A 22,734-nucleotide genomic window follows, 5' to 3' on the forward strand; every position below is an offset into this window, starting at 1 on the left:
TTCATTGATCTCGGCTGTGATTTCGCCGTCGGAAAACTTGCCGACAGAGATGTCACCGAGAGGGATATGCAGCTGACGTACGACACGCCGAGCCAGATCGGGGTTGGCATTCCCCGTAAAGACCATCATCTTGGACACGCGCAGTACCTAGAGGCTGAGGGTAACCTGGATGAGTAGAGAAAATGGCAGGGGCGGCTGGATTCGAACCAACGCATGGCAGGATCAAAACCTGCTGCCTTACCGCTTGGCGACGCCCCTGTATCTGTTGCTTTCAAGTGCCGGGCACTTGATTCCTTTAGAGCAGACTTTGCAGCTTGCGATGCAACATCGAAACGTTGCTTCCTTTCGCTACAAACCCTGTAAGGGTCTCTGTCAGAAGCGCCGAGACTTTATCAGCTTCAGCTTTGCTTGGGAAGCCCCCAAACACACAACTTCCAGTTCCGGTGAGCTTTGCTTCGGTAAATTTACCTAACAAATCCAATGCGTTACGTACCTCTGGATAACGCCTTGCTACCACCGGCAAGCAGTCATTTCGACTGTTTCCCTCGGGAACGGGGCGCACTTTAATGGGCGGTGTGTTACGTGTCAACAAAGGATCGGAAAAAATTTCTGCCGTACTAACAGCAACTTGCGGCACGAGCACCAGATACCAAGGTTCCTCGGGTTCGACCGGGGTCAGTTTTTCGCCGACGCCCTCGGCAAACGCCGCGTGGCCACGGACGAAAACCGGTACATCGGCACCCAGTGACAAGCCCAGTGCCGCCAGACGATCTTCATCCCAGCCCAGTTGCCACAAATGGTTGAGGCCGAGCAAGGTCGTCGCCGCGTTTGAGCTGCCGCCGCCGATGCCGCCGCCCATGGGCAGCACTTTGTCGATCCAGATGTCGATGCCGAGTGAGCTACCGGACTGTTGCTGCAACATCTTCGCCGCGCGCACGATCAGGTTGCTGTCATGGGGCACGCCGGCGAACTCCGTGTGCAGTTGGATCACGCCGTCATCGCGCACGGCGAAGGTGATTTCATCGCCGTAATCGAGGAACTGAAACAGCGTCTGCAATTCGTGATAGCCGTCTTCACGGCGACCGAGAATGTGCAGCATCAAGTTGAGTTTTGCTGGCGAGGGCAGGGTGAGGCGTGCAGCGGTCATGCGTTATTGCCCCAACTTGCGCGGTTGCCAGGTTTTGATCACCAGCGTCACGTCGAGGTCGGTGCCGTGCAGCTTGATGCGCTCGGGCAGCCAATAACCATTCTGTTCGGTGTAGGCGGTGTATTCGACTTTCCAGCCGTCCTGCTCAAGGCTGGCCAGACGGCTGTCGGCGTCCAGGTTCAGGCGGCTTTTGCTTTCCGGAGCCGGCAGGCCACGAACCCACCAGGCCAGATTCGATACCGGCAATTTCCAGCCCAGCTGCTCTTCGAGCAAGGATTCAGGCGATTGCGATTCGTAGCGGCCCTGATTGGCGACTTCCAGCGACACCTTGCCCGGACGCCCGGTCAGGCGTGCCGCGCCACGACCCAGCGGGCCGGACAGGCGAATGTCGTAATAGTCCTGCCGCTGCAGCCAGAACAACGTGCCGCTGCCGGAATCCTTCGGTGCGCGGATGCCGATCTTGCCGTCGATCTGCCAACCATCGAGGCCGGTCAGTTGCTGTTTGTTTGCCGCCCACTGGGCCGGGCTGCCGTGGCCCTCGACCGATTCGCGAGTACCGAAACCCGAGCAGCCGGCGAGCAGGGCGATGAAGCTGAAAACGATAACGTGGCGCAAAAACATGGGTTAAAGAGTCTCGGATCCGGTCAGGCGCTTGATGGTGCTGCGCAGAATGGTGCTGTCGGGCTGATCCTTGAGGAACTTGCCCCACACTTGTTTGGCTTCGCGTTGATTGCCCTTGGCCCACAGGACTTCGCCCAGGTGTGCGGCGACTTCGTGGTCAGGGAAGCGCTCGAGCGCCTGACGCAGATATTTCTCCGCGTCATCCAGATTGCCCAGGCGGTAGTTCACCCAGCCGAGGCTGTCGAGAACCGCCGGGTCTTCCGGATTGATCTGGTGCGCCTGCTCGATCAGCGTCTTCGCTTCAGCGTAACGGGTGGTGCGGTCGGACAAGGTGTAGCCCAGCGCATTCAGCGCCATGGCGTTGTCCGGGTCGCGCTTGATGATCAGACGCAGGTCTTTCTCCATTTGCGCCAGGTCATTGCGTTTTTCCGCGAGCATGGCGCGGGTGTAAAGCAGATTGAGATCGTCCGGATATTTCTGCAGCGCTTGTTGCAGAACCTTCCAGGCCTTGTCGTCCTGTTTGTTGGCCGACAGGCTTTCCGATTCGATCAGGTACAGCTGAATCGCGTAATCCGGTTGCTCGTCACGCTCGGCTGCCAGTTTGCTCTGCGCTTCGGCGGTCTTGCCGTTGCTCATCAGGATATCGGCCTGACGCAACTGTGCCGGCAGATAGTCATTGCCCGGGCCAACCTGGGCGTATTCGATGAGCGCGCCTTGTGGATCGTTGCGCTCTTCGGCAATCCGGCCAAGGTTCAGATGCGCCGAATCGACATGGCTTTCGCGAGCGATCAGGTCTTCCAGATAACCCTTGGCTTCATCCCACGCCTTGGCTTCCAGGCACACCAACGCCAGCGAGTAACGTAGTTCGTCGTCTTCCGGGTATTGCTGAACGAGGGTGGAGAATTCGACCTTGGCATCGTCCATGCGGTCCTGTTCGACCAGCATGCGCGCATAGGTCAAGCGCAGGCGTTTGTCTTCCGGATACTTCCTGATGCTTTTTTGCAGCAGCGGCAGTGCTTCGTCGCCACGGTTGAGCAGCTGAAGCAGGCGTGCGCGCAGCAAAATCGGTGCGATCTCGCCGTCTTCCGGTGGATTGTCTTCGAGCAGAGTCAGCGCACCCTGATTGTCGCCGTCCTGCTGCAACAGCAGGGCCTTGCCGAAAATCAGCTGATTGTTGTTCGGATGACGCTGCAGCAAACGGTCGAAACTTTTCATCAGACCGTTGCGGGTTTCCTGATCGGTGTCGGCGGCCGACAGCGCGAGGAAATCGAAATGAGTGTCGCCCTTGCCCTGCAGGACCTTTTCCATGTAGACCATGGAGTCGTCGTAGCGCCCGGCGCGGGCCAGTTGCACGGCAGCGGCGCGTTGCGCTTCGAGATCGTCCGGGGCATTGCGCGCCCAGATCAGCGCGGTGTCGAGGGCCGGTTGATCGGCGCCCAGATATTCGGCGATGCGGAAAGCCCGCTCGGAGACGCCCGGATCCTGGGTGTTGATGGCCTGGGTCACGTAATTGTCCAGGGCAATGTCGAAACGATTGCGCTGGCCGGCGAGTTCGGCGCTCAGCAGGCTGAACACGGTTTCCTCGCTGAACGAGCCGTAAACCTTGGGCTTTTCAGGTGCGGGCGTGGTGTCTTCGACCGGTGGGGTGCCGTCCGGCGCAACGGGCGCCATGGCCTGGCAGCCGCTGAGGAAGACAAAAGCGAGGAGCAACGCGGAAGATCTATTCATATAGGAAGAGGACGACTAACCTGCGGTCGGATCATCATGACACAAGCCTTCGGCCAAACATAACCGAGACTCAATTGTGGCCATTATAGGGGCTGACGATTGGGACAATAGTCAGCGGTAGTTGTTCTGAATCTTTCGAAGTAGGACAATTGCCGGCTTCACGTCACCACCAGCGACCTTGAATGGCCTTCCTTGCACTCGGTATTAACCACAAGACTGCTTCAGTAGACGTCCGCGAGCGCGTGGCCTTTACCCCTGAGCAGCTGGTTGAGGCCTTGCAGCAGCTCTGCCGACTGACTGACAGTCGCGAAGCCGCGATCCTCTCCACCTGCAATCGCAGTGAGCTTTATATAGAACAGGATCAGCTCTCGGCCGATGTCGTGCTGCGCTGGCTGGCCGATTATCACCATCTGAGCCTGGACGAGCTGCGCGCCAGTGCCTATGTGCACGAAGACGATGCGGCCGTTCGTCACATGATGCGTGTGGCCTCCGGGCTCGACTCGCTGGTGCTGGGCGAGCCGCAGATTCTCGGCCAGATGAAATCAGCCTACGCCGTGGCCCGCGAGGCCGGCACCATCGGCCCGCTGCTGGGGCGGCTGTTTCAGGCGACTTTCAATGCCGCCAAGCAGGTGCGCACCGATACTGCGATTGGCGAGAACCCGGTGTCGGTGGCGTTCGCTGCGGTGAGCCTGGCCAAGCAGATATTCAGCGACCTGCAACGCAGCCAGGCGCTGCTGATCGGTGCCGGCGAGACGATTACGCTGGTCGCGCGCCATTTGCATGAGCTGGGAGTCAAGCGCATCGTCGTCGCCAACCGCACGCTGGAGCGCGCCAGTCAGTTGGCCGAGCAGTTCGGCGCCCACGCGGTACTGCTCTCGGACATTCCGGCGGAGCTGGTGCGCAGCGATATCGTCATCAGTTCGACCGCCAGCCAGTTGCCGATCCTAGGCAAGGGCGCGGTGGAAAGTGCGCTGAAGCTGCGCAAGCACAAGCCGATCTTCATGGTCGACATCGCTGTACCGCGGGATATCGAACCGGAAGTCGGCGAACTCGACGACGTTTACCTGTATAGCGTCGACGATCTACACGAAGTGGTCGCCGAGAACCTCAAGAGCCGCCAGGGCGCAGCGCAAGCGGCGGAAGAAATGGTCTCGGTCGGCGCCGACGATTTCATGGTGCGCCTGCGCGAACTGGCGGCGGTGGATGTGCTCAAGGCCTATCGTCAACAGAGCGAACGTTTGCGTGACGAGGAATTGCAGAAGGCCCTGCGGCTGCTGGCCAACGGCGGCAACGCCGAAGACGTGCTCGGGCAATTGGCCCGGGGCCTGACCAACAAACTCTTGCATGCGCCCAGCGTGCAGTTGAAAAAGCTGTCTGCCGAAGGCCGCCTCGATGCGCTGGCCATGGCCCAGGAACTCTTTGCCCTTGAGGGCTCACCGGATAGTTTTTCGGATAAAAAACCGCAATGAAAGCGTCACTGCTCAACAAGCTGGACATTCTCCAGGACCGTTTCGAGGAACTGACCGCGCTGCTCGGCGACGGCGAGGTCATTGCCGATCAGGCCAAATTCCGCGCTTATTCCAAGGAATACGCCGAGCTCGAGCCGGTAGTGGCCGCCTATAAAAAACTGCTCGGCGTACAAAGCGATCTTGAAGGCGCGCAGGCGCTGCTCAAGGACAACGACCCGGACATGCGCGAAATGGCCGTGGAAGAAGTCCGCGAAGCCAAGGAGTTGCTGGTCACGCTGGAATCCGATCTGCAGCGCATGCTGCTGCCTAAAGATCCGAACGACGGGCGCAACGTCTTCCTCGAAATCCGCGCCGGCACCGGTGGCGACGAGGCGGCGATCTTCTCCGGCGATCTGTTTCGCATGTACTCGCGTTACGCCGAGCGGCGTGGCTGGCGCGTCGAAATCCTCTCGGAAAACGAGGGCGAACACGGTGGCTATAAAGAAGTCATCGCGCGCATTGAAGGTGACAACGTTTACGGCAAGCTGAAATTCGAGTCCGGTGCACACCGCGTCCAGCGTGTACCCGCTACCGAATCCCAAGGCCGGATTCACACGTCGGCCTGCACCGTGGCGGTGTTGCCCGAGCCGGACGAGCGCGAAGCCATCGAGATTAACCCGGCGGATTTGCGCATCGACACTTACCGTTCCTCCGGCGCCGGTGGTCAGCACGTCAACACCACCGACTCGGCGATCCGCATCACCCACATACCGACCGGCACCGTCGTCGAGTGTCAGGAAGAGCGTTCCCAGCACAAGAACCGTGCCCGGGCGATGGCGTGGCTGTCGGCCAAGCTCAACGATCAGCAGAACGCAGCGGCAGCCAACGCGATTGCCAGTGAGCGCAAGTTGCTGGTCGGTTCCGGCGATCGCTCCGAGCGCATCCGCACCTACAACTACGCTCAGGGCCGGGTCACCGACCATCGCATCAACCTGACGCTGTATTCGCTCGACGAAATTCTTGCCGGTGGCGTCGACGCCGTGATCGAGCCTTTGCTGGCCGAGTACCAGGCTGACCAACTCGCAGCGATAGGTGAATAAATGACCATCATCGCGAGCCTGTTGCGCGCAGCTCAATTGCCGGATTCGCCGACAGCGCGTCTGGACGCCGAATTGCTTCTCGCTGCGGCGCTGGGCAAATCGCGCAGTTTTTTGCACACCTGGCCCGAGCGCATCGTCCCGAGCGAAGCCGCGCTGACCTTTGCCGAGTATTTGCAACGGCGACGTAGCGGTGAACCGGTGGCTTATATTCTCGGCCAGCAGGGCTTCTGGAAACTCGATCTGGAAGTCGCGCCACACACGCTGATCCCGCGGCCCGACACCGAATTGCTGGTGGAAGCAGCGCTGGAACTGCTGCCGGCCACCCCGGCCAGGGTTCTCGATCTGGGCACCGGCAGCGGCGCGATTGCTCTGGCCCTGGCCAGCGAACGCCCGGCGTGGAAAGTCACCGCCGTGGATCGTGTCCTCGAAGCCGTGGCCCTGGCCGAACGCAATCGCCAGCGTCTGCACCTGAACAACGCCGTTGTGCTGAGCAGCCATTGGTTCAGCGCTCTTGAAGGCCAGCGCTTCCATCTGATCATCAGCAACCCGCCGTACATTGCCGCCGCCGATCCGCATCTGGTCGAGGGCGATGTGCGTTTCGAGCCGGCCAGTGCTTTGGTTGCCGGTGAAGACGGCCTCGATGATCTGCGTCTGATTGTTACGCAAGCTCCGGGTCATCTGGAGGCTGGTGGCTGGCTGATGCTCGAACATGGCTATGATCAGGCCGAAGCCGTGCGTGATCTGCTGCTCACCCGTGGCTTTGAAAAGGTCCACAGCCGCACCGATCTGGGCGGCCATCAACGCATCAGTCTGGGGCGTCTGCCGTGCTGAACGATCAGGAATTGCTGCGCTACAGCCGGCAGATTCTGCTGCAACACATCGACATCGATGGGCAACTGAAGCTCAAGGCCAGCCGCGTGCTGATCGTCGGCCTCGGCGGGCTCGGCGCGCCGGTGGCGTTGTATCTGGCGGCGGCGGGTGTCGGCGAATTGCATCTGGCGGATTTCGACACGGTCGATCTGACCAACCTGCAACGGCAGATCATTCACGACACCGACAGTGTCGGCATGTCCAAGGTCGACTCGGCGCTCAAGCGCCTGGGCGCGATCAATCCCGAGATTCAACTGGTCGCCCATCGCCAGGCGCTGGACGAGGGTTCCCTCGCCGCAGCGGTGGCGGCGGTGGATCTGGTGCTCGATTGTTCGGACAACTTTTCCACGCGCGAGGCGGTAAACGCCGCTTGTGTTGCCGCGTGCAAGCCACTGGTCAGTGGCGCGGCGATTCGTCTGGAAGGGCAGTTGTCGGTGTTCGATCCACGGCGTGCCGAAAGCCCTTGCTACCACTGCCTGTACGGACACGGCAGCGAAGCCGAACTGACCTGCAGCGAGGCCGGCGTGGTCGGGCCGCTGGTCGGGCTGGTCGGCAGCCTGCAGGCACTGGAGGCTCTGAAAGTGCTGGTCGGCTTTGGCGAACCGCTGGTGGGGCGTCTATTGCTGATCGACGCCTTGGGTTCGCGCTTCCGTGAGCTGCGGGTCAAGCGCGATCCGGGCTGCAGCGTGTGTGGCGCGCGCCATGCGTGAAGCGCCGATTGGCGTGTTCGATTCCGGGGTCGGCGGCTTGTCGGTTCTCGCTGAAATTCAGCGCTTGTTGCCCCACGAATCGCTGCTCTACGTCGCCGATTGCGGCCACATTCCTTACGGCGAGAAAACCCCGGAATTCATCCGCCAGCGTTGCAGCGTGATGGCCGGGTTTTTTCGTGAGCAGGGTGCCAAGGCTTTGGTGCTGGCGTGCAATACCGCGACCGTGGCTGGTGTGGCCGATCTGCGTCGCGACTTTCCCGACTGGCCGATTGTCGGCATGGAACCGGCGGTCAAACCGGCCGCAGCGGCCACGCGAAGCGGCGTGGTTGGCGTCCTGGCCACGACCGGCACGTTGCAGAGCGCAAAGTTTGCCGCGTTGCTGGATCGTTTTGCCGCAGACGTAAAAGTCATTACCCAGCCCTGCCCGGGACTGGTCGAGCTGATTGAAAGTGGCGACCTGCACAGCCCCGAGCTGCGGACTTTATTGCAGGGTTACGTCACGCCTCTACTGGCCCACGGCTGCGATACGATCATCCTGGGTTGCACACATTATCCTTTCCTCAAGCCGCTTCTAAGATCGATGATCGCCGATGATGTCAGCCTGATCGATACCGGAGCCGCCGTGGCCCGGCAGCTGCATCGGCTGCTCGCCGAACGTGATCTGCTGGCGCAAGGTATGAACCTGCCTGTGAAGTTCTGGACCAGCGGCGATCCGCAATCGCTCAGAAAAATCCTACCCTTGCTGGGCCAAATTCCGTCGAATGTGCAAAACTTCGACTTGTAAAAAAAATGTGAAATAACTCGAAATAAGCTGAACTTCTGACCAAGCGCAGATTTCTATAGCGACAGCAGCAACTAAAACCAAACGATCGTTCCGGAAAAGGAAGTTTCAAAGTGAAGCGACTATTCTGCTTGGCCGCGATTGCGGCCGCACTAATGGGGCAAAGCATTTCTGCACAAGCCGCTGGCGTTGAATTCGCTGTAGGCGGTACCAGCGATTCGACTATGACGTATCGCTTGGGCATGAATTTCGACTGGGACAAGAGCTGGCTGCAGAGTGACGTGGGTCGCCTGACCGGCTACTGGAGCGGTGCCTACACGTATTGGGAAGGTGACAAGACTTCCAGCAACAACAGCGTATCGTTCTCGCCTGTATTTGTTTACGAGTTTGCCGGCCAGTCGGTCAAACCGTACGTTGAAGCGGGTATCGGCGCGGCGTTTTTCTCCAACACCGAATACGAAAGCAACAAGCTGGGCGGCTCCTTCCAGTTTGAAGACCGCATCGGTTTCGGCCTGCGCTTCAACGGCGGCCACGAAGTCGGCATCCGCGCCACGCACTATTCCAACGCCGGCCTGTCCAGCGACAACGATGGTGTAGAAAGCTACGCGCTGCATTACACAATGCCGCTGTAATCAGTCGCTACGCGCAATCCCATTGTGGGAGCGGGCTTGCTCGCGAATGCGGTGTATCAGTTAGCACATAAGGCGCTGACCCACCGCATTCGCGAGCAAGCCCGCTCCCACAGTTGTTTTTTGTGGTGTTCGAAAATCAGCGGTAGACGGTAGATATGCCCCGGCGCTCCTCGATGCACTCCGGCGCGCCCATTTCGAACTCGCGGCAGATCAGCGGGCGACGTTCATAAATCGTGCACATCATGCTGTCGCGATCCAGCGCGGCGCACCAGCCGTCGTCCAGACGCAGCATCACTTCGCCGCCCCATTCATCGGTATCGATAAAGCGATCAGGCACGCCGGTGTCGGTGATCAGCATGACTTCGAGTTGGCAGCAGCACGCCGCGCAGGTCGAACAGGTGACTGCCGGTTCGGCAATTTGGGTGTGGGGGATGGTTTTCATGGCCGCAGTGTAAGGCAGTGATCGCTGTGGGTGTGAGAGCGCTGACGGACGCTCATGGCGCCAGACGTCGCGCCATCAAGTGCAACAGCGGAAACAGCCCCGCCCAGAGCACGCCGATCACGATCAGCGTCTGCATTTCGCCGTAGGGAAATTGCACGCCGGCCAGTTGCCCGCCGCCGTAGTACGACAACGCGCCGCCCACCGCGCCAAGTCCGCTGGCCAGCCACCACGGCCGTGCGCTCCAGGCCAGGCAGTGGCGCAATGTAGTGGCGAGCAGCGCCCAGAGCAGCATCAGCCACAACGGAATCAACGGCGCCGCCTCTTCAAAGCGGAACACGCCGAGGTAACGCAAAACGCTGTCGACCGTCGTGCCGACAATCACCAAGCACAAAATCAAACGACCTTCCGCCGCCCAACTGCTGATCCAGCGCAGATGAATCACCAGCGCGGCCAGTGCCAGCGTTAGCCAAAAGCTGTTGCCGCCGAGCACGCAAGCCAGCCAGCCGAGCTGAAACAGCACGGCATTGGCGATTCGCTCACGCATCGAAGCGACCGAGTAGCGGCGCGGTCATCGCCGCCGGTTTGGCCAGCAGCAATTGCGCGGTGCCGATGGTGCGCTCGAGGAATCCGCCTTCGCAGTAACACAGATAAAATTCCCACAGCCGCAGGAAATAATCGTCGTAGCCCAGTTCACTCAAGCGACCGTGGGCGAGGCGAAAGTTCTCGTGCCACAGGCGCAGTGTCTTGGCGTAGTGCAGGCCGAAATCTTCCATGTGCAGCAGGTTCATGTCGGTCTCGCGGCTGACCACATCGAGCATCTTGTGCACCGAGGGCAGCGCGCCTCCGGGGAAAATGTAGCGCTGGATAAAGTCGACGCTGCGCTTGGCCTGTTCGTAGCGTTGCTCGCGAATGGTGATCGCCTGGAGCAGCATCAGGCCATTGCTCTTGAGCAACTGCGCGCATTGCTTGAAATAGGTCGGCAGGAACCGATGGCCGACCGCTTCGATCATCTCGATCGACACCAGTTTGTCGTACTCGCCGCTGAGGTCGCGATAGTCCTTGAGCAGCAGGGTGACGCGATCCTGCAGGCCGAGTTGTTCGATGCGCTTGGCGGTGAACGCGAACTGCTCTTTCGACAGGGTCGTGGTGGTCACGCGGCAGCCGTAATGCTGCGCTGCGTAGAGCGCCATGCTGCCCCAACCGGTGCCGATTTCCAGCAGGTGATCGCTGGGCTTGAGCGCGAGTTTCTGACAGATGCGCTCGAGTTTGTTCAGTTGCGCCTGTTCCAGCGTGTCGCTTGGAGAGAGGAACTGGGCGGCGGAATACATCATGGTCGGGTCGAGAAACTGTTCGAACAGTTCATTGCCGAGGTCGTAATGCGCCGAAATATTTTTCTGCGAGCCCTTGCGCGTGTTGCGGTTGAGCCAGTGCAGGCCTTGCACGAACGGCCGGCCGAGACGCGCCAGGCCGCCCTCCATGGCATCGAGCACATCCAGATTGCTGACGAACACGCGCACCACAGCCGTCAGGTCCGGCGAACTCCAATAGCCGTGGATGAATGCTTCGCCCGCGCCGATCGAGCCGTTGCTGGCGACCATGCCCCACAGCGCCGGATCAAGCACATGGACTTCGCCGAGCAGGGCGCTGCCCGGGGTGCCGAAGAGCATGTGTTCGCCATTCTCGACGACCATCAATTGTCCGTGTTTGAGCTTGGCCAATTGGCGTAACACGCCACGGCGCAGCAGCGAGCCGGTCAAACCGTTGGTGCTCAAGCGACTGAGCGGCAGGCTAGAGGATTTCATGGTGCGGCTCCTTCGGAGGCACAGTGGCGGTTTGAAAGCTGCCGTCGGCAGCCTGATAAGCGAAAATCGGCGCGCGCTTGCACAGCAGTCGCAGCGCTTGCCAGTAGATCGCCAAAGCGGTTTTTGCAGTCATCCACGGGAAGCGCCGCAGATAGCGGTGCAGGCTGCGACGATCGAGGGATTCGCGGCGCAGATTGAGCGTGGCGTCGAACAGTTTGGCGCTGCCTTGCCAGTCGGCCATGTGCACGCCAAGGGTCTGCGCGGCCGGGCTGAAGCTCATGCGGTATTCGAGGTCGCGGGGCAGAAACGGCGAGACGTGAAATGCCTTGGCCACGGCAAAATGCTGATGAAAATCCTGCAGACTGGTCGGCGCCTGCGCCGGCAGCACATAGTGATAACGCTCGCGCCACGGCGTATTGGTCACTTCACAAACGATCGCCGCCAGTTGCCCGTCGGCTTCGTGGCAATAGAAGAAGCTCACCGGATTGAACGACAGCCCCCAACTGCGCGGCTGAGTCAGCAGGCACACCGCGCCTTGTGGCTCATGACCAATGGCCGCGCCGACCTGTTGGCGCGCGGCGTCGATCAGGCGCATGCCCTGGCCGGTGAAGGCTTTCAGGTAATCGGTTTCGCGAAACGAGAACGGCGCAAAACGGCTGCGCCCCGCTAATGGCGACAGGGCCAGCACGGCGTCCTGTTCGCTCAGATCGAGATAGAGCAGGCCAATGCGATAGCGGAATTCATGGCGGCGCGGCGCAAAACGTCGATGGCCGATGAGGCCGCTGTAGAGGGCGCTGTTCACAGGGTTTCACCGAATGCAGCGGCGACGCGTAAACCGCTGACCACGCCATCCTCATGAAAACCGTTGGCCCAGTAGGCGCCGCAATAATGGGTGTGCTGCTCACCGTCGAGTTCGCCCCAACGGTTTTGCGCTGCTGCGGCGTCCAGGGTGTATTGCGGGTGAGCGTAGGTATAGCGGGCCAGCACTTTGTCCGGGCTGATGCCGGCGGTCTGGTTGAGGCTGACGCAGAACGTCGTTTCGCTTTCGATGCCCTGCAGGATATTCATGTTGTAGGTGACTGCCGCGCGGGTATGGCCGGCGCCGCCGAGGCGATAGTTCCAACTGGCCCAGGCGAGTTTGCGCGTTGGCAGCAGGCGCGTGTCGGTGTGCAGCACCACGTCGTTGTCGGCGTAGAGCAGGGCGCCGAGGATCGAACGCTCGGCGTCGCTCGGGTTGGCCAGTAACTTCAGAGCCTGATCGCTGTGACAGGCGAACACGACCTTGTCGAAATGTTCGAGGCCGGCCGGGCTGTGGATAATCACGCCGTGCTGGTTGCGCTCGACGCTTTTGACCGGGCAGTTCAGGCGAATCCTCTCGCTGAATGACGCGGTCAGCGGCGCGACGTAGGCACTTGAACCGCCATCAATAACCTGCCACTGCGGCCGATCACTGACCGACAGCAGGCCATGATTCTTGAAAAAGCGCAGGAAAAACTGCAGCGGGAAATTGAGCATTTCGGCCATCGGCATCGACCAGATCGCCGCGCCCATCGGCACGATGTAATGCAGGATAAAGCGCTCGCCGTAGCCGCCAGCCTTGAGGTAATCGTCGAGGGTGGTGTCGGCGGCGATGCGCAGTTCCAGCAGGTCGCGCTGGGCTTCTTTGTTGAAGCGCAGAATGTCGCGCAGCATGCCCCAGAACCCCGGCGACAACAGATTACTGCGCTGGGCGAACAGGCTGTTGAGGTTATTGCCGTTGTACTCGACGCCGGTGTCCGGGTCGGTTACCGAAAAGCTCATTTCGGTCGGCTTGAACGCCACGCCGAGCTGGTTGAGCAAGCGAATGAAGTTCGGGTACGTCCAGTCGTTGAACACGATGAAACCGGTGTCGATGGCGAACGATTGCCCGGTCACGGTGACCGGCACGGTGTGGGTATGCCCGCCGATCCAGTCACTCGCCTCGAAGACGGTGATGTCGTGGCGGCGGTTCAGCAGGTAGGCGCAGGTCAGGCCGGCGATACCGCTGCCAATCACGGCGATTTTCATATCGGGTCCTGCTGCGGAGGGTCTTTGCGCACCATGCGTTTGCCGATCGCCAGTTGCGCGCGGGCCGGCAGTTTCGACAGCGGCCACAGCGCGGCCATGAACAGCGCCGGGAAAGCGATTTCCAGCGGACGATCCTTGAGTTTGGCGTAGATGTGCCGCGCGGCTTTATCCACAGGCCAGCTCAGCGGCATCGGGAAATCGTTCTTCTCGGTCAGCGGCGTTTCGACAAAACCCGGGCTGATGATCGTCACTTCAATGCCTTCGTCCGCCAGATCGATACGCAGCGATTCGAACAGGTAACGCAGCCCGGCCTTCGATGCACCATAGGCTTCGGCCCGTGGCAGCGGCAGGTAAGTCACCGAGCTGGCCATGCCGACCAGATGCGGCGCGGTGCCCTTGCGCAACAGCGGCAGAGCGGCTTCGATGCAGTAGCTGCTGGCGAACAGATTGGTGCGCACCACGTGCTCGATGATCGACGCATCAAACTGACGCGCGTCGACATATTCACAGGTGCCGGCGTTGAGAATCACACTGTCCAGCGAGCCCCAGGCCTCGGTGATCTGCTCACCGATTTCACGCACGGTCTGACTGTTGGTCAGGTCGCCGGGCACTACCAGCACCTGTCCCGGATAACGCTGGGACAAGACTTTCAGCGGCGCGGCCGAGCGCGAGCTGACCGCCAGATGCGCGCCGCTTTTCAGAATGTGTTCACACAATGCTGCACCGATGCCGCTGCTGGCCCCGGTCAACCAATACCGGCGTGGAGGTGTACGACTCATCCCATTCTCCTTTTCAGCCAGGCAATCACCCGGCCCAATATTGGCAAGTGCTCATACAGCAGCGCCCCGGCATCGAAATAATCCCGATGGCGATAAACCTTGTCGCGCCATAGCAGGTGCGAGCACCCGCTGACGCGGATTTCCCGACCCTTGGCCAGGCGCGGATGGCGGTAACTCATGACCCAGCGCAGGTAGCCTTCGCCTTCGCCGATCTGATCGAAACCATGAAAATCGAAACGCAGATCGCTGACGTTGGCGTACAGCTCATTGAAGTAATCGCGCAGTTGCGCCAGGCCCTGAACTTCATGCAGCGGATCGGTGAAATGAATATCGTCGCTGTACAACTCGCCGAGGCGATGGAGGTTGTCTTTGTTCAACCCGGCAAATTCGCGGGCGAAGCTGCGCAGGAATTCACTCATCGCTGCCGCCGACAGGCTGGCGCGACGGCAGGTTCTTGAACGCCGTCAGCGCTCGCTCGCGTGAGGCGCTGAGGTTGACGATCGGCGCCGGATAATCCGCCCCACCGAACAGTCCACCGGCGCTCGCCGGATTGTGTACTTCTTTCTTGTTGAGGCCGGCCAGTTCCGGTAACCAGTGCTTGATGAACACACCCTCGGCGTCGAATTTTTCCGACTGGCTCAGCGGGTTGAAAATACGGAAGTACGGCGCCGAGTCGGTGCCGGTCGATGAGCTCCACTGCCAGCCACCGTTGTTGGCCGCCAGGTCGCCGTCGATCAGGTGGCGCATGAAAAAGCGTTCGCCCTCGCGCCAGTCGATCAGCAGGTTTTTGGTCAGGAACATCGCCACGACCATGCGCAAGCGATTGTGCATCCAACCGGTTTCGAGCAATTGGCGCATCGCCGCGTCGATGATCGGCAGACCGGTGCGTGCCTCTTGCCAGGCCTTGAGTTCCTCCGGCGCATCGCGCCAGGCCAGCGCTTCGGTTTCCGGGCGGAAGGCGCGATGCCGCGAGACGCGTGGATAGCCGACCAGAATGTGTTTGTAGAATTCGCGCCACAGCAACTCGTTGATCCAGGTCACCGCGCCGACCTTGCCGCTTTCGAATTCGCCCTGATTGCTTTGCAGCGCGGCGTGCAGGCATTGGCGTGGCGAGATCACCCCGGCGGCGAGGTACGCCGACAGTTGGCTGGTGCCGGGTTTGGCCGGAAAGTCGCGCTCGCTGCGGTAGTAGTCGATCTGCGCGTCGGTGAAGGTATCGAGGCGACGCCGCGCCTCTTGCTCACCCGCAGGCCACATGCTGCGCAGGGATTCGCTCGGCGTAGCGAAGCCTTTGACCGCCTCGGGAATTGCGTCACTTTCGATATCCAGCGCGGCCTGTTTGCCCGGTGCTTTGATCAATGCCGGTATCGAGCGGTGCAGGCGTTCGTAGCAGACCTTGCGGAACTGACTGAACACCTGGAAATAAGTGCCGGTCTTGGTTAGCACCGTCCCGGGTTTGAACAGCAACTGGTCCAGGTAACTGTGGAATTCGATGCCCTCGGCCTGCAACGTTTCGGCCACAGCTTCATCGCGGCGGCTTTCGTGGACGCCGTATTCCTCATTGACGTGCACCGCCTCGATCTTCAATTGCCGGCACAGCTTGAGCAATTCTGCCGGCGCCTGATCCCAGTGCGGCGCGCTGCGAATCAACAGTGGAATGTTCAGCGCGCCGAGGCTTTGCCTCAATTCGCGCAAGTTGCGCAGCCAGAAATCCACTTTGCACGGCGCATCGTCGTGTTCCAGCCACTGCTGCGGACTCAACATATACACCGCCACGGTCGGGCCGCGCGCTGCGGCGGCCGCGAGGGCAGTGTTGTCATGTTGGCGCAAGTCGCTGCGCAGCCAGATCAGTTGCATGTGATTAAACCCATCATCAGATCAATCCGCGCTCGAGCAGCGCCTGGTGTGCCGCAAGCGGATCTTCAGCCAGGAACAGATCGGCGGTTTGAGAGGTGCGTGCCGACAGCTCGCTGTGGTGGATGTGCACCGTGGGGCCAGCAATCAACGTCGGGCAATTGACGTTCGCCAACAGCTTGGGCAGCTGCGCCAGTTGCATGGCTTTGCTCGAATACAGCAGCACGCCACGGGCTTGCAGATGCTCGACAGTCAGCGCCAGCTCGCCGACCGGCAGCGGCCAGTCGAACACTTGCACCGGGCAATCGGCGCTGCTGATCAGCCACGCGCATAGCCACAGATGCGGCTCCAGCGGCAGGTCGGAATGATTGATCAACAGCAGCGGCGCCGAATGCAGTTGGCGGTTGTTGTGGTAGATGCGTGCACCGAACTTGCTGCGCAGCCAGGAGAAAAAAAACGTCCGCTCCATCTGCGCGCCGAACTGCCCCTGCCAACGCTGTTCGAGCTCGGCCAGCAGCGGCATCAGCAACTGCTCGCACAAGGTCCGTGGCGGGTAGAGAGCGATGGCCTGATTGACGCTGTCGTCCAGCGTGCGCTCATTCAGCGCGGTCACCGCCGACAGCAAGGTCTGACGCAGACGCTGCCAATCGTTTTCCACGGTTTCGGTGAAGGCCTGCGGCGCGTCGAGCAGCGGCTTGACCTGGCTGACCGCCACGCCACGATTGAGCCAGGTAAGGATGGCCATGATCCGCTGCACATGTTCAGCGCTATACAGTCGATGGCCCTTGGGCGTGCGCTGGGGCACCACCAACCCGTAGCGACGTTCCCATGCGCGCAGGGTGATGGCGTTGACGCCGGTCTGCCGCGCGACTTCGCGGATCGGCAACCAGCCTTCGTCGAGGGCTTTCTTGAAGTCGGCGCCGAGGTCTTCCCGGGCGCTGCTGTCGGTTTTATCGTTCATTAGATCGCGTTTCGCAGACTGAGGTTTTCCGGATGCGGCTGCAGGTAAACCTGCTGCGCGATGTACGGGTCCGGATGGAGTCGGAAGTGGTGTTTGAGCAGCGTCAACGGCACCACCAGCGGCACGATGCCTTGGCGGTACTGCCCGATGACTTGCTGCATTTCCTGTTTGTCTTCGGCACTCAGCGATTGTTTCAAATATCCGCTGAGGTGCAGCAGCACGTTGCAATGGGTGCCGCGGGTGGCGCATTTCTTCAGTGCGGCCATCAGTTCGCTGAAGTAGCGCGGACCAAGTTCGGCAGGATCGCTGTCGGCCATGTTGCCGAGCAGTTTGCCCAGGGTTTTGTATTGCAGCGGGTTGTGCGCCATCAGCAGGTATTTGTAGCGCGAGTGGAATTCGGTAAGGGCGCGGCGGCTCAGGCCCTTAGCGAGCACTTGCTGCCAGGCGCTGTAGGCGAGCACGCGGGTAATGAAGTTTTCCCGCAGCACCGGATCGTTGAGGCGCCCGGCTTCTTCCACCGGCAAGTCAGGATGTTGGGCACAGAATGCCTGCGCATAGATGCCACGCCCGCCACCGTTCACCGGGGCGCCGTTGGCGTGATAGACCTTGACCCGTTCCAGCCCGCAGGAGGGCGATTGCTGCATGAAAATGTAGCCGGAAAGATCCTGCTGCTCGCCGGCCATTTTCTCACCGTACTCGGCCAGTGGCCTGGTGACATTGATGGTGCGGTCGACGGTGCCGACGGCCTCGGGTTGCTGCGGGTCGCCTACCAGCCGAATCGGCTCGCGCGGAATGCCCATGCCGATGGCGACCTCAGGGCAGAGCGGGACGAAGTCAAAATATTCCGCGAGGGTACGGCTGCATAGCCGCGATTCCTTGTGCCCACCGTTGTAGCGCACTTCTTCGCCCAACAGGCAGGCGCTGATGGCGATCTTCGGCTTGGACAGGGAAGCAGTAGACATGAGCACCTCGAATCTATACCTGTACAGAGAGTTATCTCTGTACAACTTTTCCTCAGCATAGATCGATGGATGTACAAGTCAAATGATTTGTATAAGTTTTTTGTGCGGCGCCTAATCTTTGGACAGAAATCTACTTCCAGCCGAGTAACCAGTGCTCGCTATCTTTGAGCACTTGCCAATCCAGCCGCTCGCTGCGCTGGGTGAGTACCGCCTGCAACTCGACCTCCTGCACCGTACCTTCCTCGTCGCGGATCAGTTCGGTTACCAGAAAATGTTTTTCGCGGTTTTGCGGGTGGGCTGCTGTCCACTTCGACAGCAGCAATTTGCGCGGATTGATGCGATTCATTGCAGGTGTTCGTGCAAGCGACGTGCAGCCTCCTGCCCGCTGAGCCAGGCGCCTTCAACTCGGCCGGACAGGCACCAGTCGCCGCACGCGTAAAGGCCCAGATCGACGTCCGCCAGCGTCGTCCATTCATGGCCAGTGGCAGGGCGGGCGTAGAGCCAGCGGTGGGCCAGGCTGAAGGTGGGCGCAGGCATGGCGCTGTGCAGCAGCTCGGCGAACGCACCGTGCAGATGCTCGATCACTGCTTCCTTGGGCAGGTCGATGTGCTGCCGGCTCCAGGCGCTGGTTGCATGCAGCACCCACGTGTCGAGCGTGGTCTCGCGCCCGGGTTTGCTGCGGTTGCGCGCCAGCCAGTCGAGCGGGCTGTCCTGCACAAAGCAACCTTCGATCGGCGTGTCGAGTGGGGTTTCGAAGGCAAGGGCGACGGCCCAGGTCGGCTCCATTTTCACCCCGGCAGCGACGCCGGCGAGTTTCGGCGCGGCGGCGAGCAGCGCGGTGGCTTGCGGTGCCGGCGTGGCGATCACCACATGGCTGAAGGGGCCGTGTGTCCCGCCGTCGGCGTCCTGCAAGTGCCAGTGTTCTTCACCCCGGTAGACCTCGGTGATGCGGCAGGCAAACTGCACGTCCAGGCCATCGAGCAGGCCACGGGTGATGGCGCTCATGCGCGGCGTGCCGACCCAGCGGGTCTGCTCGTCCGGCGACATGTTCAGTTGCCCGCCCTGGAAGGTGTACAGCTGCGGCGTCCACTCGGCGGCCCAGCCCTGGCTCTGCCAGCGCTGCACCTCGGTGACGAAGCGCCGGTCGCGCGCGGTAAAGTATTGAGCGCCCATGTCCAGCGAGCCAGCGTCGCTGCGCTTGCTCGACATGCGCCCGCCGCTGCCACGGCTTTTATCGAACAGTTGAACGGTATGCCCGGTCTCTGTCAGAGCCTGGGCGGCGGAGAGCCCGGCGATGCCGGTGCCGATGATTGCGATAGGTACAGTCATAGGGGCCTCGTTTACCTTTCTGTACAGACTACGCCGTCGATGAAACCTGTACAATTATGTTTTTTGGTATAACTTCTGCCATTCTCGTTTCGTTAGCTTGGCCTATGGTTAAACAATAGAGCCCGCCCGAAGGAAAAGATCCCTGTTTATAAAAATAGACTAGTGATCCGGGTTAAATGCCACGCGAGGAAGATGTCATGCACATATTGCTGACCGGCGGTACTGGTTTGATCGGACGTCAGCTCTGCCGGCACTGGCTGCAACAGGGCCATCGCCTGACGGTGTGGAGTCGCCGCGCAGAAAAAGTCGCGCAGATCTGCGGCGCCCAAGTGCGCGGGATTGCGCGCCTGGAAGACCTCGGCGAAGAGCCGCTGGATGCGATCATCAATCTTGCCGGCGCGCCGATTGCCGATCGCCCCTGGACCCATCGGCGCAAGGCGTTGCTGTGGAGCAGTCGCATCACGCTGACGGAAACGCTGCTGGCGTGGCTGGAAACTCGTGCGCAGAAACCGTCGCTGTTGATTTCCGGCTCGGCGATCGGCTGGTACGGCGACGGTGGCGAGCGCGAGCTGACTGAAGAATCGCCGCCCGGCATCGACGACTTCGCCAGTCAGTTGTGCATCGCCTGGGAAGAGACCGCGCTGCGTGCCGAGAACCTCGGCATCCGCGTGGTGCTGGTGCGAACCGGTCTGGTGCTGTCAGCCGAGGGCGGCTTTTTGTCGCGGCTGTTGCTGCCGTTCAAGCTCGGGCTGGGCGGGCCTTTGGGCAATGGCCGGCAGTGGATGCCATGGATTCACATCGACGATCAAATCGCCCTGATTGATTTTCTTCTACACCGCAATCAGGCGAGCGGTCCATATAATGCCTGCGCGCCCAAACCTGTGCGCAACCGCGAATTTGCCAAGACGCTGGGTAGTGTGTTGCACCGCCCGGCGTTCATGCCGATGCCGACCCTGGCGCTGAAAGTCATGCTCGGCGAGCTGTCACTGTTACTGCTCGGCGGCCAGCGCGCCACGCCGGCACGCTTGCTGGAAGCGGGGTTCGCTTTCCGCTTTACGGATTTACGCGCGGCTCTGGATGATCTCTCCAGCCGCCTCTGAAATAGGACGTTGCATGACCGATCACGCTTTGCTTCTGGTCAACCTGGGCTCTCCGGCCTCCACCTCGGTGGCCGATGTGCGCAGCTACCTCAATCAATTTCTGATGGACCCGTACGTGATCGACCTGCCATGGCCGCTGCGGCGGCTGCTGGTGTCGTTGATCCTGATCAAGCGCCCCGAGCAATCGGCGCATGCCTACGCCTCGATCTGGTGGGAGGAGGGCTCGCCGCTGGTGGTGCTCAGCCGCCGGCTGCAGGAACAGATGACCCGGACGTGGAAACACGGCCCGGTGGATCTGGCGATGCGTTACGGCGAGCCGTCGATCGAAACCTGTCTGCTGCGGCTGGTGAAAGCCGGGCACAAGAAGATCACTTTGGCGCCGCTGTATCCGCAGTTTGCCGACAGCACCACTACCACTGTGATCGAAGAAGCGCGGCGCGTATTGCGCGAGAAGAAACTCGACGTGCAGTTGTCGATCCTGCAACCGTTCTACGATCAGCCGGAATACATCGAAGCACTGGCCGCCAGCGCGCGCCCTCATCTGCAGCAGGATTACGACCATTTGCTGCTGAGCTTTCACGGCTTGCCGGAGCGGCACCTGACCAAGCTCGATCCGAGCGGCAAGCACTGCCTCAAGGGCGCCGATTGCTGCCAGACCGCCTCGCCGGCGGTGTTGGCGACTTGCTATCGCGCGCAGTGTTTCCGTACCGCCGCCGCCTTCGCCAAGACCATGGGCTTGCCGGACGGCAAATGGTCGGTGTCGTTTCAGTCACGCCTGGGCCGGGCGAAGTGGATCGAGCCGTACACCGAAGCGCGGCTGGATGAGCTGGCAAAAAGCGGGGTGAAAAAGATTCTGGTGATGTGCCCGGCGTTCGTCGCCGATTGCATCGAGACGCTGGAAGAGATTGGCGATCGCGGCGAGGAACAGTTCCGCGAAGCGGGGGGCGAGGAGTTGGTGCTGGTGCCGTGTCTGAACGACGACGCGCAATGGGCCAAGGCCTTGGCGACCCTCTGCGAACGAGCGCCGCTGGCCCTCTGAAAGTCAAAAGCTTCGCGAGCAAGCCCGCTCCCACATTCAAATGCGATTAAATGTGGGAGCGGGCTTGCTCGCGAAGGCTGACTGTCAGGCGCTGAAGATCTGCAAGGGTTAGATCAGCGGCTCATCCGCCTTCTTCTGCTTCCAGCCATCATTGCCCGGCAGGATCAGGTTCAGCGCAATCGCCACCACCGCGCACAGCGCGATGCCTTTGAGGCCGAAGTCGTCCGGGCCGGTGCCGGTGCCGACCAGCACGCCGCCGATACCGAACACCAGCGTCACCGAAACAATCACCAGATTGCGCGCTTCGCCCAGGTCGATCTTGTGGCGGATCAGGGTGTTCATGCCCACCGCCGCAATCGAACCGAACAACAGGCACAGAATCCCGCCCATCACCGGCACCGGAATGCTCTGCAGCAGGGCGCCGAACTTGCCGATGAACGCCAGACTGATGGCAAAGATCGCCGCCCAGGTCATGATTTTCGGGTTGTAGTTCTTGGTCAGCATCACCGCGCCGGTCACTTCGGCGTAGGTGGTATTGGGCGGACCTCCGAACAGGCCAGCGGCGGTGGTGGCGATGCCGTCACCGAGCAGGGTGCGATGCAGGCCCGGCTTCTTCAGATAATCGCGACCGGTCACGCTACCCACAGCAATCACACCACCGATATGCTCGATGGCCGGAGCCAGCGCCACCGGAACGATGAACAGAATCGCCTGCCAGTTGAACTCCGGCGCAGTGAAATGCGGGATCGCAAACCATGGCGCTGCAGCAATCTTCGCGGTATCAACAACGCCGAAATAGAACGCCATACCAAAACCGACCAGCACGCCGGAGATGATCGGCACCAGACGGAAGATGCCTTTGCCGAACACCGCCACGATCAGCGTGGTCAGCAGCGCCGGCATCGAAATCATCATCGCCGTCTGATAATGAATCAGCTCGGTGCCGTCCCCGGCTTTGCCCATTGCCATGTTGGCGGCAATCGGCGCCATGGCCAGGCCGATGGAAATGATCACCGGACCGATCACCACCGGAGGCAGTAATCGGTCAATGAAACCGGTGCCTTTGATCTTCACGGCAAGGCCGAGGAAGGTGTAGACGAAACCGGCCGCCATCACCCCGCCCATGGTCGCGGCAAGGCCGAATTGGCCTTTGGCGAGAATGATCGGTGTGATGAAGGCGAAGCTCGACGCCAGGAAGACCGGCACCTGCCGCCCGGTGACGATCTGGAACAGGATCGTCCCCAGACCCGCGGTGAACAGTGCCACGTTCGGGTCCAGGCCCGTGATCAGTGGCATCAGCACCAACGCGCCGAAAGCCACGAACAGCATCTGCGCGCCGGACAGCACCGTGCGCCAGAGCGGATCGTTGAACTCTTGCTGCAT

General features: G+C 61.0%; 25 protein-coding genes and 1 tRNA gene. 8 read left to right on the top strand and 18 right to left on the bottom strand.

Going from position 1 to position 22,734, the window contains the following annotated elements; translation table 11 throughout:
* From ACIGDJ_RS22425 to ACIGDJ_RS22445, 5 genes are all read right to left on the bottom strand, one after another.
* A partial coding sequence (locus ACIGDJ_RS22425) for a ribose-phosphate pyrophosphokinase-like domain-containing protein (RefSeq protein WP_397504621.1) occupies nucleotides 1–138 on the bottom strand: 138 nt, incomplete at its 3' end.
* A gap of 45 nt (nucleotides 139–183) precedes the next feature.
* Nucleotides 184–258: transfer RNA gene (locus tag ACIGDJ_RS22430), tRNA-Gln, on the bottom strand.
* A gap of 37 nt (nucleotides 259–295) precedes the next feature.
* Nucleotides 296–1,147, bottom strand: a complete 852-nt coding sequence (gene ispE, locus ACIGDJ_RS22435; protein WP_101161888.1) for a 4-(cytidine 5'-diphospho)-2-C-methyl-D-erythritol kinase — start codon at nucleotides 1,145–1,147, stop codon at nucleotides 296–298.
* Nucleotides 1,148–1,150: 3 nt separating this feature from the next.
* The gene (gene lolB / locus ACIGDJ_RS22440) at nucleotides 1,151–1,768 is read right to left on the bottom strand and encodes a lipoprotein insertase outer membrane protein LolB (protein ID WP_397479589.1); all 618 of its coding nucleotides are present in this window, start codon (nucleotides 1,766–1,768) and stop codon (nucleotides 1,151–1,153) included.
* Nucleotides 1,769–1,771: 3 nt separating this feature from the next.
* On the bottom strand, nucleotides 1,772–3,496 hold the full coding sequence (locus ACIGDJ_RS22445) for a tetratricopeptide repeat protein (RefSeq protein WP_101161892.1): 1,725 nt from the start codon (nucleotides 3,494–3,496) through the stop codon (nucleotides 1,772–1,774).
* A gap of 182 nt (nucleotides 3,497–3,678) precedes the next feature.
* On the opposite strand from ACIGDJ_RS22445, the gene hemA reads away from it, so the two are divergent.
* The 6 genes from hemA (at nucleotide 3,679) to ACIGDJ_RS22475 (ending at nucleotide 9,037) form a co-directional block, all read left to right on the top strand.
* Nucleotides 3,679–4,965 carry a glutamyl-tRNA reductase gene (gene hemA / locus ACIGDJ_RS22450; RefSeq protein ID WP_016773209.1) on the top strand — a complete coding sequence of 429 codons (1,287 nt, stop codon included), beginning with the start codon at nucleotides 3,679–3,681 and terminating at the stop codon, nucleotides 4,963–4,965.
* Nucleotides 4,962–6,044 (top strand): peptide chain release factor 1, encoded by a 1,083-nt coding sequence (prfA, locus tag ACIGDJ_RS22455; RefSeq protein WP_397479590.1) that lies wholly within the window; start codon nucleotides 4,962–4,964, stop codon nucleotides 6,042–6,044. The genes hemA and prfA overlap by 4 nt, the downstream gene beginning before the upstream one ends.
* Nucleotides 6,045–6,875 (top strand): peptide chain release factor N(5)-glutamine methyltransferase, encoded by an 831-nt coding sequence (gene prmC / locus ACIGDJ_RS22460; protein ID WP_397479591.1) that lies wholly within the window; start codon nucleotides 6,045–6,047, stop codon nucleotides 6,873–6,875.
* Entirely contained in the window at nucleotides 6,869–7,624 is a 756-nt protein-coding gene (locus tag ACIGDJ_RS22465) for a molybdopterin-synthase adenylyltransferase MoeB (protein ID WP_397479592.1), read from the top strand. The genes prmC and ACIGDJ_RS22465 overlap by 7 nt, the downstream gene beginning before the upstream one ends.
* A complete protein-coding gene (gene murI / locus ACIGDJ_RS22470; protein ID WP_397479593.1) occupies nucleotides 7,617–8,408 on the top strand; it encodes a glutamate racemase in 792 nt (263 codons plus the stop codon). Before ACIGDJ_RS22465 ends, murI begins: the two co-directional genes overlap by 8 nt.
* Nucleotides 8,409–8,518: 110 nt before the next feature.
* Complete coding sequence (locus ACIGDJ_RS22475; RefSeq protein ID WP_313000681.1) at nucleotides 8,519–9,037, top strand: acyloxyacyl hydrolase; 519 nt, start codon at nucleotides 8,519–8,521, stop codon at nucleotides 9,035–9,037.
* A gap of 136 nt (nucleotides 9,038–9,173) precedes the next feature.
* On the opposite strand, the gene ACIGDJ_RS22480 is transcribed toward ACIGDJ_RS22475, so the two are convergent.
* From ACIGDJ_RS22480 to ACIGDJ_RS22535, 12 genes are all read right to left on the bottom strand, one after another.
* Nucleotides 9,174–9,479 (bottom strand): YkgJ family cysteine cluster protein, encoded by a 306-nt coding sequence (locus ACIGDJ_RS22480; protein ID WP_101161902.1) that lies wholly within the window; start codon nucleotides 9,477–9,479, stop codon nucleotides 9,174–9,176.
* A gap of 52 nt (nucleotides 9,480–9,531) precedes the next feature.
* Nucleotides 9,532–10,023 carry a DUF2878 domain-containing protein gene (locus ACIGDJ_RS22485; RefSeq protein ID WP_101161904.1) on the bottom strand — a complete coding sequence of 164 codons (492 nt, stop codon included), beginning with the start codon at nucleotides 10,021–10,023 and terminating at the stop codon, nucleotides 9,532–9,534.
* Complete coding sequence (locus ACIGDJ_RS22490; RefSeq protein ID WP_397479594.1) at nucleotides 10,016–11,281, bottom strand: class I SAM-dependent methyltransferase; 1,266 nt, start codon at nucleotides 11,279–11,281, stop codon at nucleotides 10,016–10,018. The genes ACIGDJ_RS22485 and ACIGDJ_RS22490 overlap by 8 nt, the downstream gene beginning before the upstream one ends.
* Nucleotides 11,268–12,083 carry a DUF1365 domain-containing protein gene (locus tag ACIGDJ_RS22495; protein WP_397479595.1) on the bottom strand — a complete coding sequence of 272 codons (816 nt, stop codon included), beginning with the start codon at nucleotides 12,081–12,083 and terminating at the stop codon, nucleotides 11,268–11,270. The genes ACIGDJ_RS22490 and ACIGDJ_RS22495 overlap by 14 nt, the downstream gene beginning before the upstream one ends.
* A complete protein-coding gene (locus tag ACIGDJ_RS22500; RefSeq protein ID WP_397479596.1) occupies nucleotides 12,080–13,327 on the bottom strand; it encodes an NAD(P)/FAD-dependent oxidoreductase in 1,248 nt (415 codons plus the stop codon). Before ACIGDJ_RS22500 ends, ACIGDJ_RS22495 begins: the two co-directional genes overlap by 4 nt.
* Nucleotides 13,324–14,106 (bottom strand): SDR family oxidoreductase, encoded by a 783-nt coding sequence (locus ACIGDJ_RS22505; RefSeq protein ID WP_101161909.1) that lies wholly within the window; start codon nucleotides 14,104–14,106, stop codon nucleotides 13,324–13,326. The genes ACIGDJ_RS22500 and ACIGDJ_RS22505 overlap by 4 nt, the downstream gene beginning before the upstream one ends.
* Nucleotides 14,103–14,525, bottom strand: coding sequence for a nuclear transport factor 2 family protein (locus ACIGDJ_RS22510; RefSeq protein WP_397479597.1), 423 nt, complete (start codon nucleotides 14,523–14,525; stop codon nucleotides 14,103–14,105). The genes ACIGDJ_RS22505 and ACIGDJ_RS22510 overlap by 4 nt, the downstream gene beginning before the upstream one ends.
* Nucleotides 14,518–15,963, bottom strand: coding sequence for a deoxyribodipyrimidine photo-lyase (gene phrB / locus ACIGDJ_RS22515; protein ID WP_101161912.1), 1,446 nt, complete (start codon nucleotides 15,961–15,963; stop codon nucleotides 14,518–14,520). Before phrB ends, ACIGDJ_RS22510 begins: the two co-directional genes overlap by 8 nt.
* 16 nt (nucleotides 15,964–15,979) lie before the next feature.
* A complete protein-coding gene (locus ACIGDJ_RS22520) occupies nucleotides 15,980–16,921 on the bottom strand; it encodes a MerR family transcriptional regulator (RefSeq protein ID WP_101161913.1) in 942 nt (313 codons plus the stop codon).
* The gene (locus tag ACIGDJ_RS22525; protein ID WP_101161914.1) at nucleotides 16,921–17,883 is read right to left on the bottom strand and encodes a DUF523 and DUF1722 domain-containing protein; all 963 of its coding nucleotides are present in this window, start codon (nucleotides 17,881–17,883) and stop codon (nucleotides 16,921–16,923) included. The genes ACIGDJ_RS22520 and ACIGDJ_RS22525 overlap by 1 nt, the downstream gene beginning before the upstream one ends.
* Before the next feature lie 130 nt (nucleotides 17,884–18,013).
* Entirely contained in the window at nucleotides 18,014–18,229 is a 216-nt protein-coding gene (locus tag ACIGDJ_RS22530; protein WP_397479598.1) for a TIGR02450 family Trp-rich protein, read from the bottom strand.
* Complete coding sequence (locus tag ACIGDJ_RS22535; protein ID WP_313000699.1) at nucleotides 18,226–19,212, bottom strand: NAD(P)/FAD-dependent oxidoreductase; 987 nt, start codon at nucleotides 19,210–19,212, stop codon at nucleotides 18,226–18,228. Before ACIGDJ_RS22535 ends, ACIGDJ_RS22530 begins: the two co-directional genes overlap by 4 nt.
* A gap of 197 nt (nucleotides 19,213–19,409) precedes the next feature.
* Between ACIGDJ_RS22535 and ACIGDJ_RS22540 the strand changes: the two genes are divergently transcribed.
* Together ACIGDJ_RS22540 and hemH are read left to right on the top strand one after the other, a co-directional pair.
* On the top strand, nucleotides 19,410–20,312 hold the full coding sequence (locus tag ACIGDJ_RS22540) for a TIGR01777 family oxidoreductase (RefSeq protein ID WP_397479599.1): 903 nt from the start codon (nucleotides 19,410–19,412) through the stop codon (nucleotides 20,310–20,312).
* Nucleotides 20,313–20,325: 13 nt separating this feature from the next.
* A complete protein-coding gene (hemH, locus tag ACIGDJ_RS22545; RefSeq protein ID WP_397479600.1) occupies nucleotides 20,326–21,351 on the top strand; it encodes a ferrochelatase in 1,026 nt (341 codons plus the stop codon).
* 108 nt (nucleotides 21,352–21,459) lie between these two features.
* On the opposite strand, the gene ACIGDJ_RS22550 is transcribed toward hemH, so the two are convergent.
* Entirely contained in the window at nucleotides 21,460–22,734 is a 1,275-nt protein-coding gene (locus ACIGDJ_RS22550; protein WP_101161919.1) for a uracil-xanthine permease family protein, read from the bottom strand.

Source organism: Pseudomonas sp. NPDC079367, assembly GCF_044542195.1.
In the GTDB taxonomy this organism is placed as follows: Bacteria; Pseudomonadota; Gammaproteobacteria; order Pseudomonadales; family Pseudomonadaceae; genus Aquipseudomonas.

Bases quoted from the DNA above. Each gene is read 5' to 3' on its own strand.
- murI (WP_397479593.1), top strand. From the start codon at position 7,617: ATGCGTGAAGCGCCGATTGGCGTGTTCGATTCCGGGGTCGGCGGCTTG.
- ACIGDJ_RS22525 (WP_101161914.1), bottom strand. From the start codon at position 17,883: ATGTCTACTGCTTCCCTGTCCAAGCCGAAGATCGCCATCAGCGCCTGC.
- prfA (WP_397479590.1), top strand. From the start codon at position 4,962: ATGAAAGCGTCACTGCTCAACAAGCTGGACATTCTCCAGGACCGTTTC.
- ispE (WP_101161888.1), bottom strand. From the start codon at position 1,147: ATGACCGCTGCACGCCTCACCCTGCCCTCGCCAGCAAAACTCAACTTG.
- ACIGDJ_RS22490 (WP_397479594.1), bottom strand. From the start codon at position 11,281: ATGAAATCCTCTAGCCTGCCGCTCAGTCGCTTGAGCACCAACGGTTTG.
- ACIGDJ_RS22530 (WP_397479598.1), bottom strand. From the start codon at position 18,229: ATGAATCGCATCAATCCGCGCAAATTGCTGCTGTCGAAGTGGACAGCA.
- prmC (WP_397479591.1), top strand. From the start codon at position 6,045: ATGACCATCATCGCGAGCCTGTTGCGCGCAGCTCAATTGCCGGATTCG.
- ACIGDJ_RS22510 (WP_397479597.1), bottom strand. From the start codon at position 14,525: ATGAGTGAATTCCTGCGCAGCTTCGCCCGCGAATTTGCCGGGTTGAAC.
- ACIGDJ_RS22520 (WP_101161913.1), bottom strand. From the start codon at position 16,921: ATGAACGATAAAACCGACAGCAGCGCCCGGGAAGACCTCGGCGCCGAC.
- ACIGDJ_RS22505 (WP_101161909.1), bottom strand. From the start codon at position 14,106: ATGAGTCGTACACCTCCACGCCGGTATTGGTTGACCGGGGCCAGCAGC.
- ACIGDJ_RS22550 (WP_101161919.1), bottom strand. From the start codon at position 22,734: ATGCAGCAAGAGTTCAACGATCCGCTCTGGCGCACGGTGCTGTCCGGC.
- ACIGDJ_RS22480 (WP_101161902.1), bottom strand. From the start codon at position 9,479: ATGAAAACCATCCCCCACACCCAAATTGCCGAACCGGCAGTCACCTGT.
- lolB (WP_397479589.1), bottom strand. From the start codon at position 1,768: ATGTTTTTGCGCCACGTTATCGTTTTCAGCTTCATCGCCCTGCTCGCC.
- hemH (WP_397479600.1), top strand. From the start codon at position 20,326: ATGACCGATCACGCTTTGCTTCTGGTCAACCTGGGCTCTCCGGCCTCC.
- ACIGDJ_RS22485 (WP_101161904.1), bottom strand. From the start codon at position 10,023: ATGCGTGAGCGAATCGCCAATGCCGTGCTGTTTCAGCTCGGCTGGCTG.
- ACIGDJ_RS22500 (WP_397479596.1), bottom strand. From the start codon at position 13,327: ATGAAAATCGCCGTGATTGGCAGCGGTATCGCCGGCCTGACCTGCGCC.
- ACIGDJ_RS22445 (WP_101161892.1), bottom strand. From the start codon at position 3,496: ATGAATAGATCTTCCGCGTTGCTCCTCGCTTTTGTCTTCCTCAGCGGC.
- hemA (WP_016773209.1), top strand. From the start codon at position 3,679: ATGGCCTTCCTTGCACTCGGTATTAACCACAAGACTGCTTCAGTAGAC.
- phrB (WP_101161912.1), bottom strand. From the start codon at position 15,963: ATGCAACTGATCTGGCTGCGCAGCGACTTGCGCCAACATGACAACACT.
- ACIGDJ_RS22535 (WP_313000699.1), bottom strand. From the start codon at position 19,212: ATGACTGTACCTATCGCAATCATCGGCACCGGCATCGCCGGGCTCTCC.
- ACIGDJ_RS22540 (WP_397479599.1), top strand. From the start codon at position 19,410: ATGCACATATTGCTGACCGGCGGTACTGGTTTGATCGGACGTCAGCTC.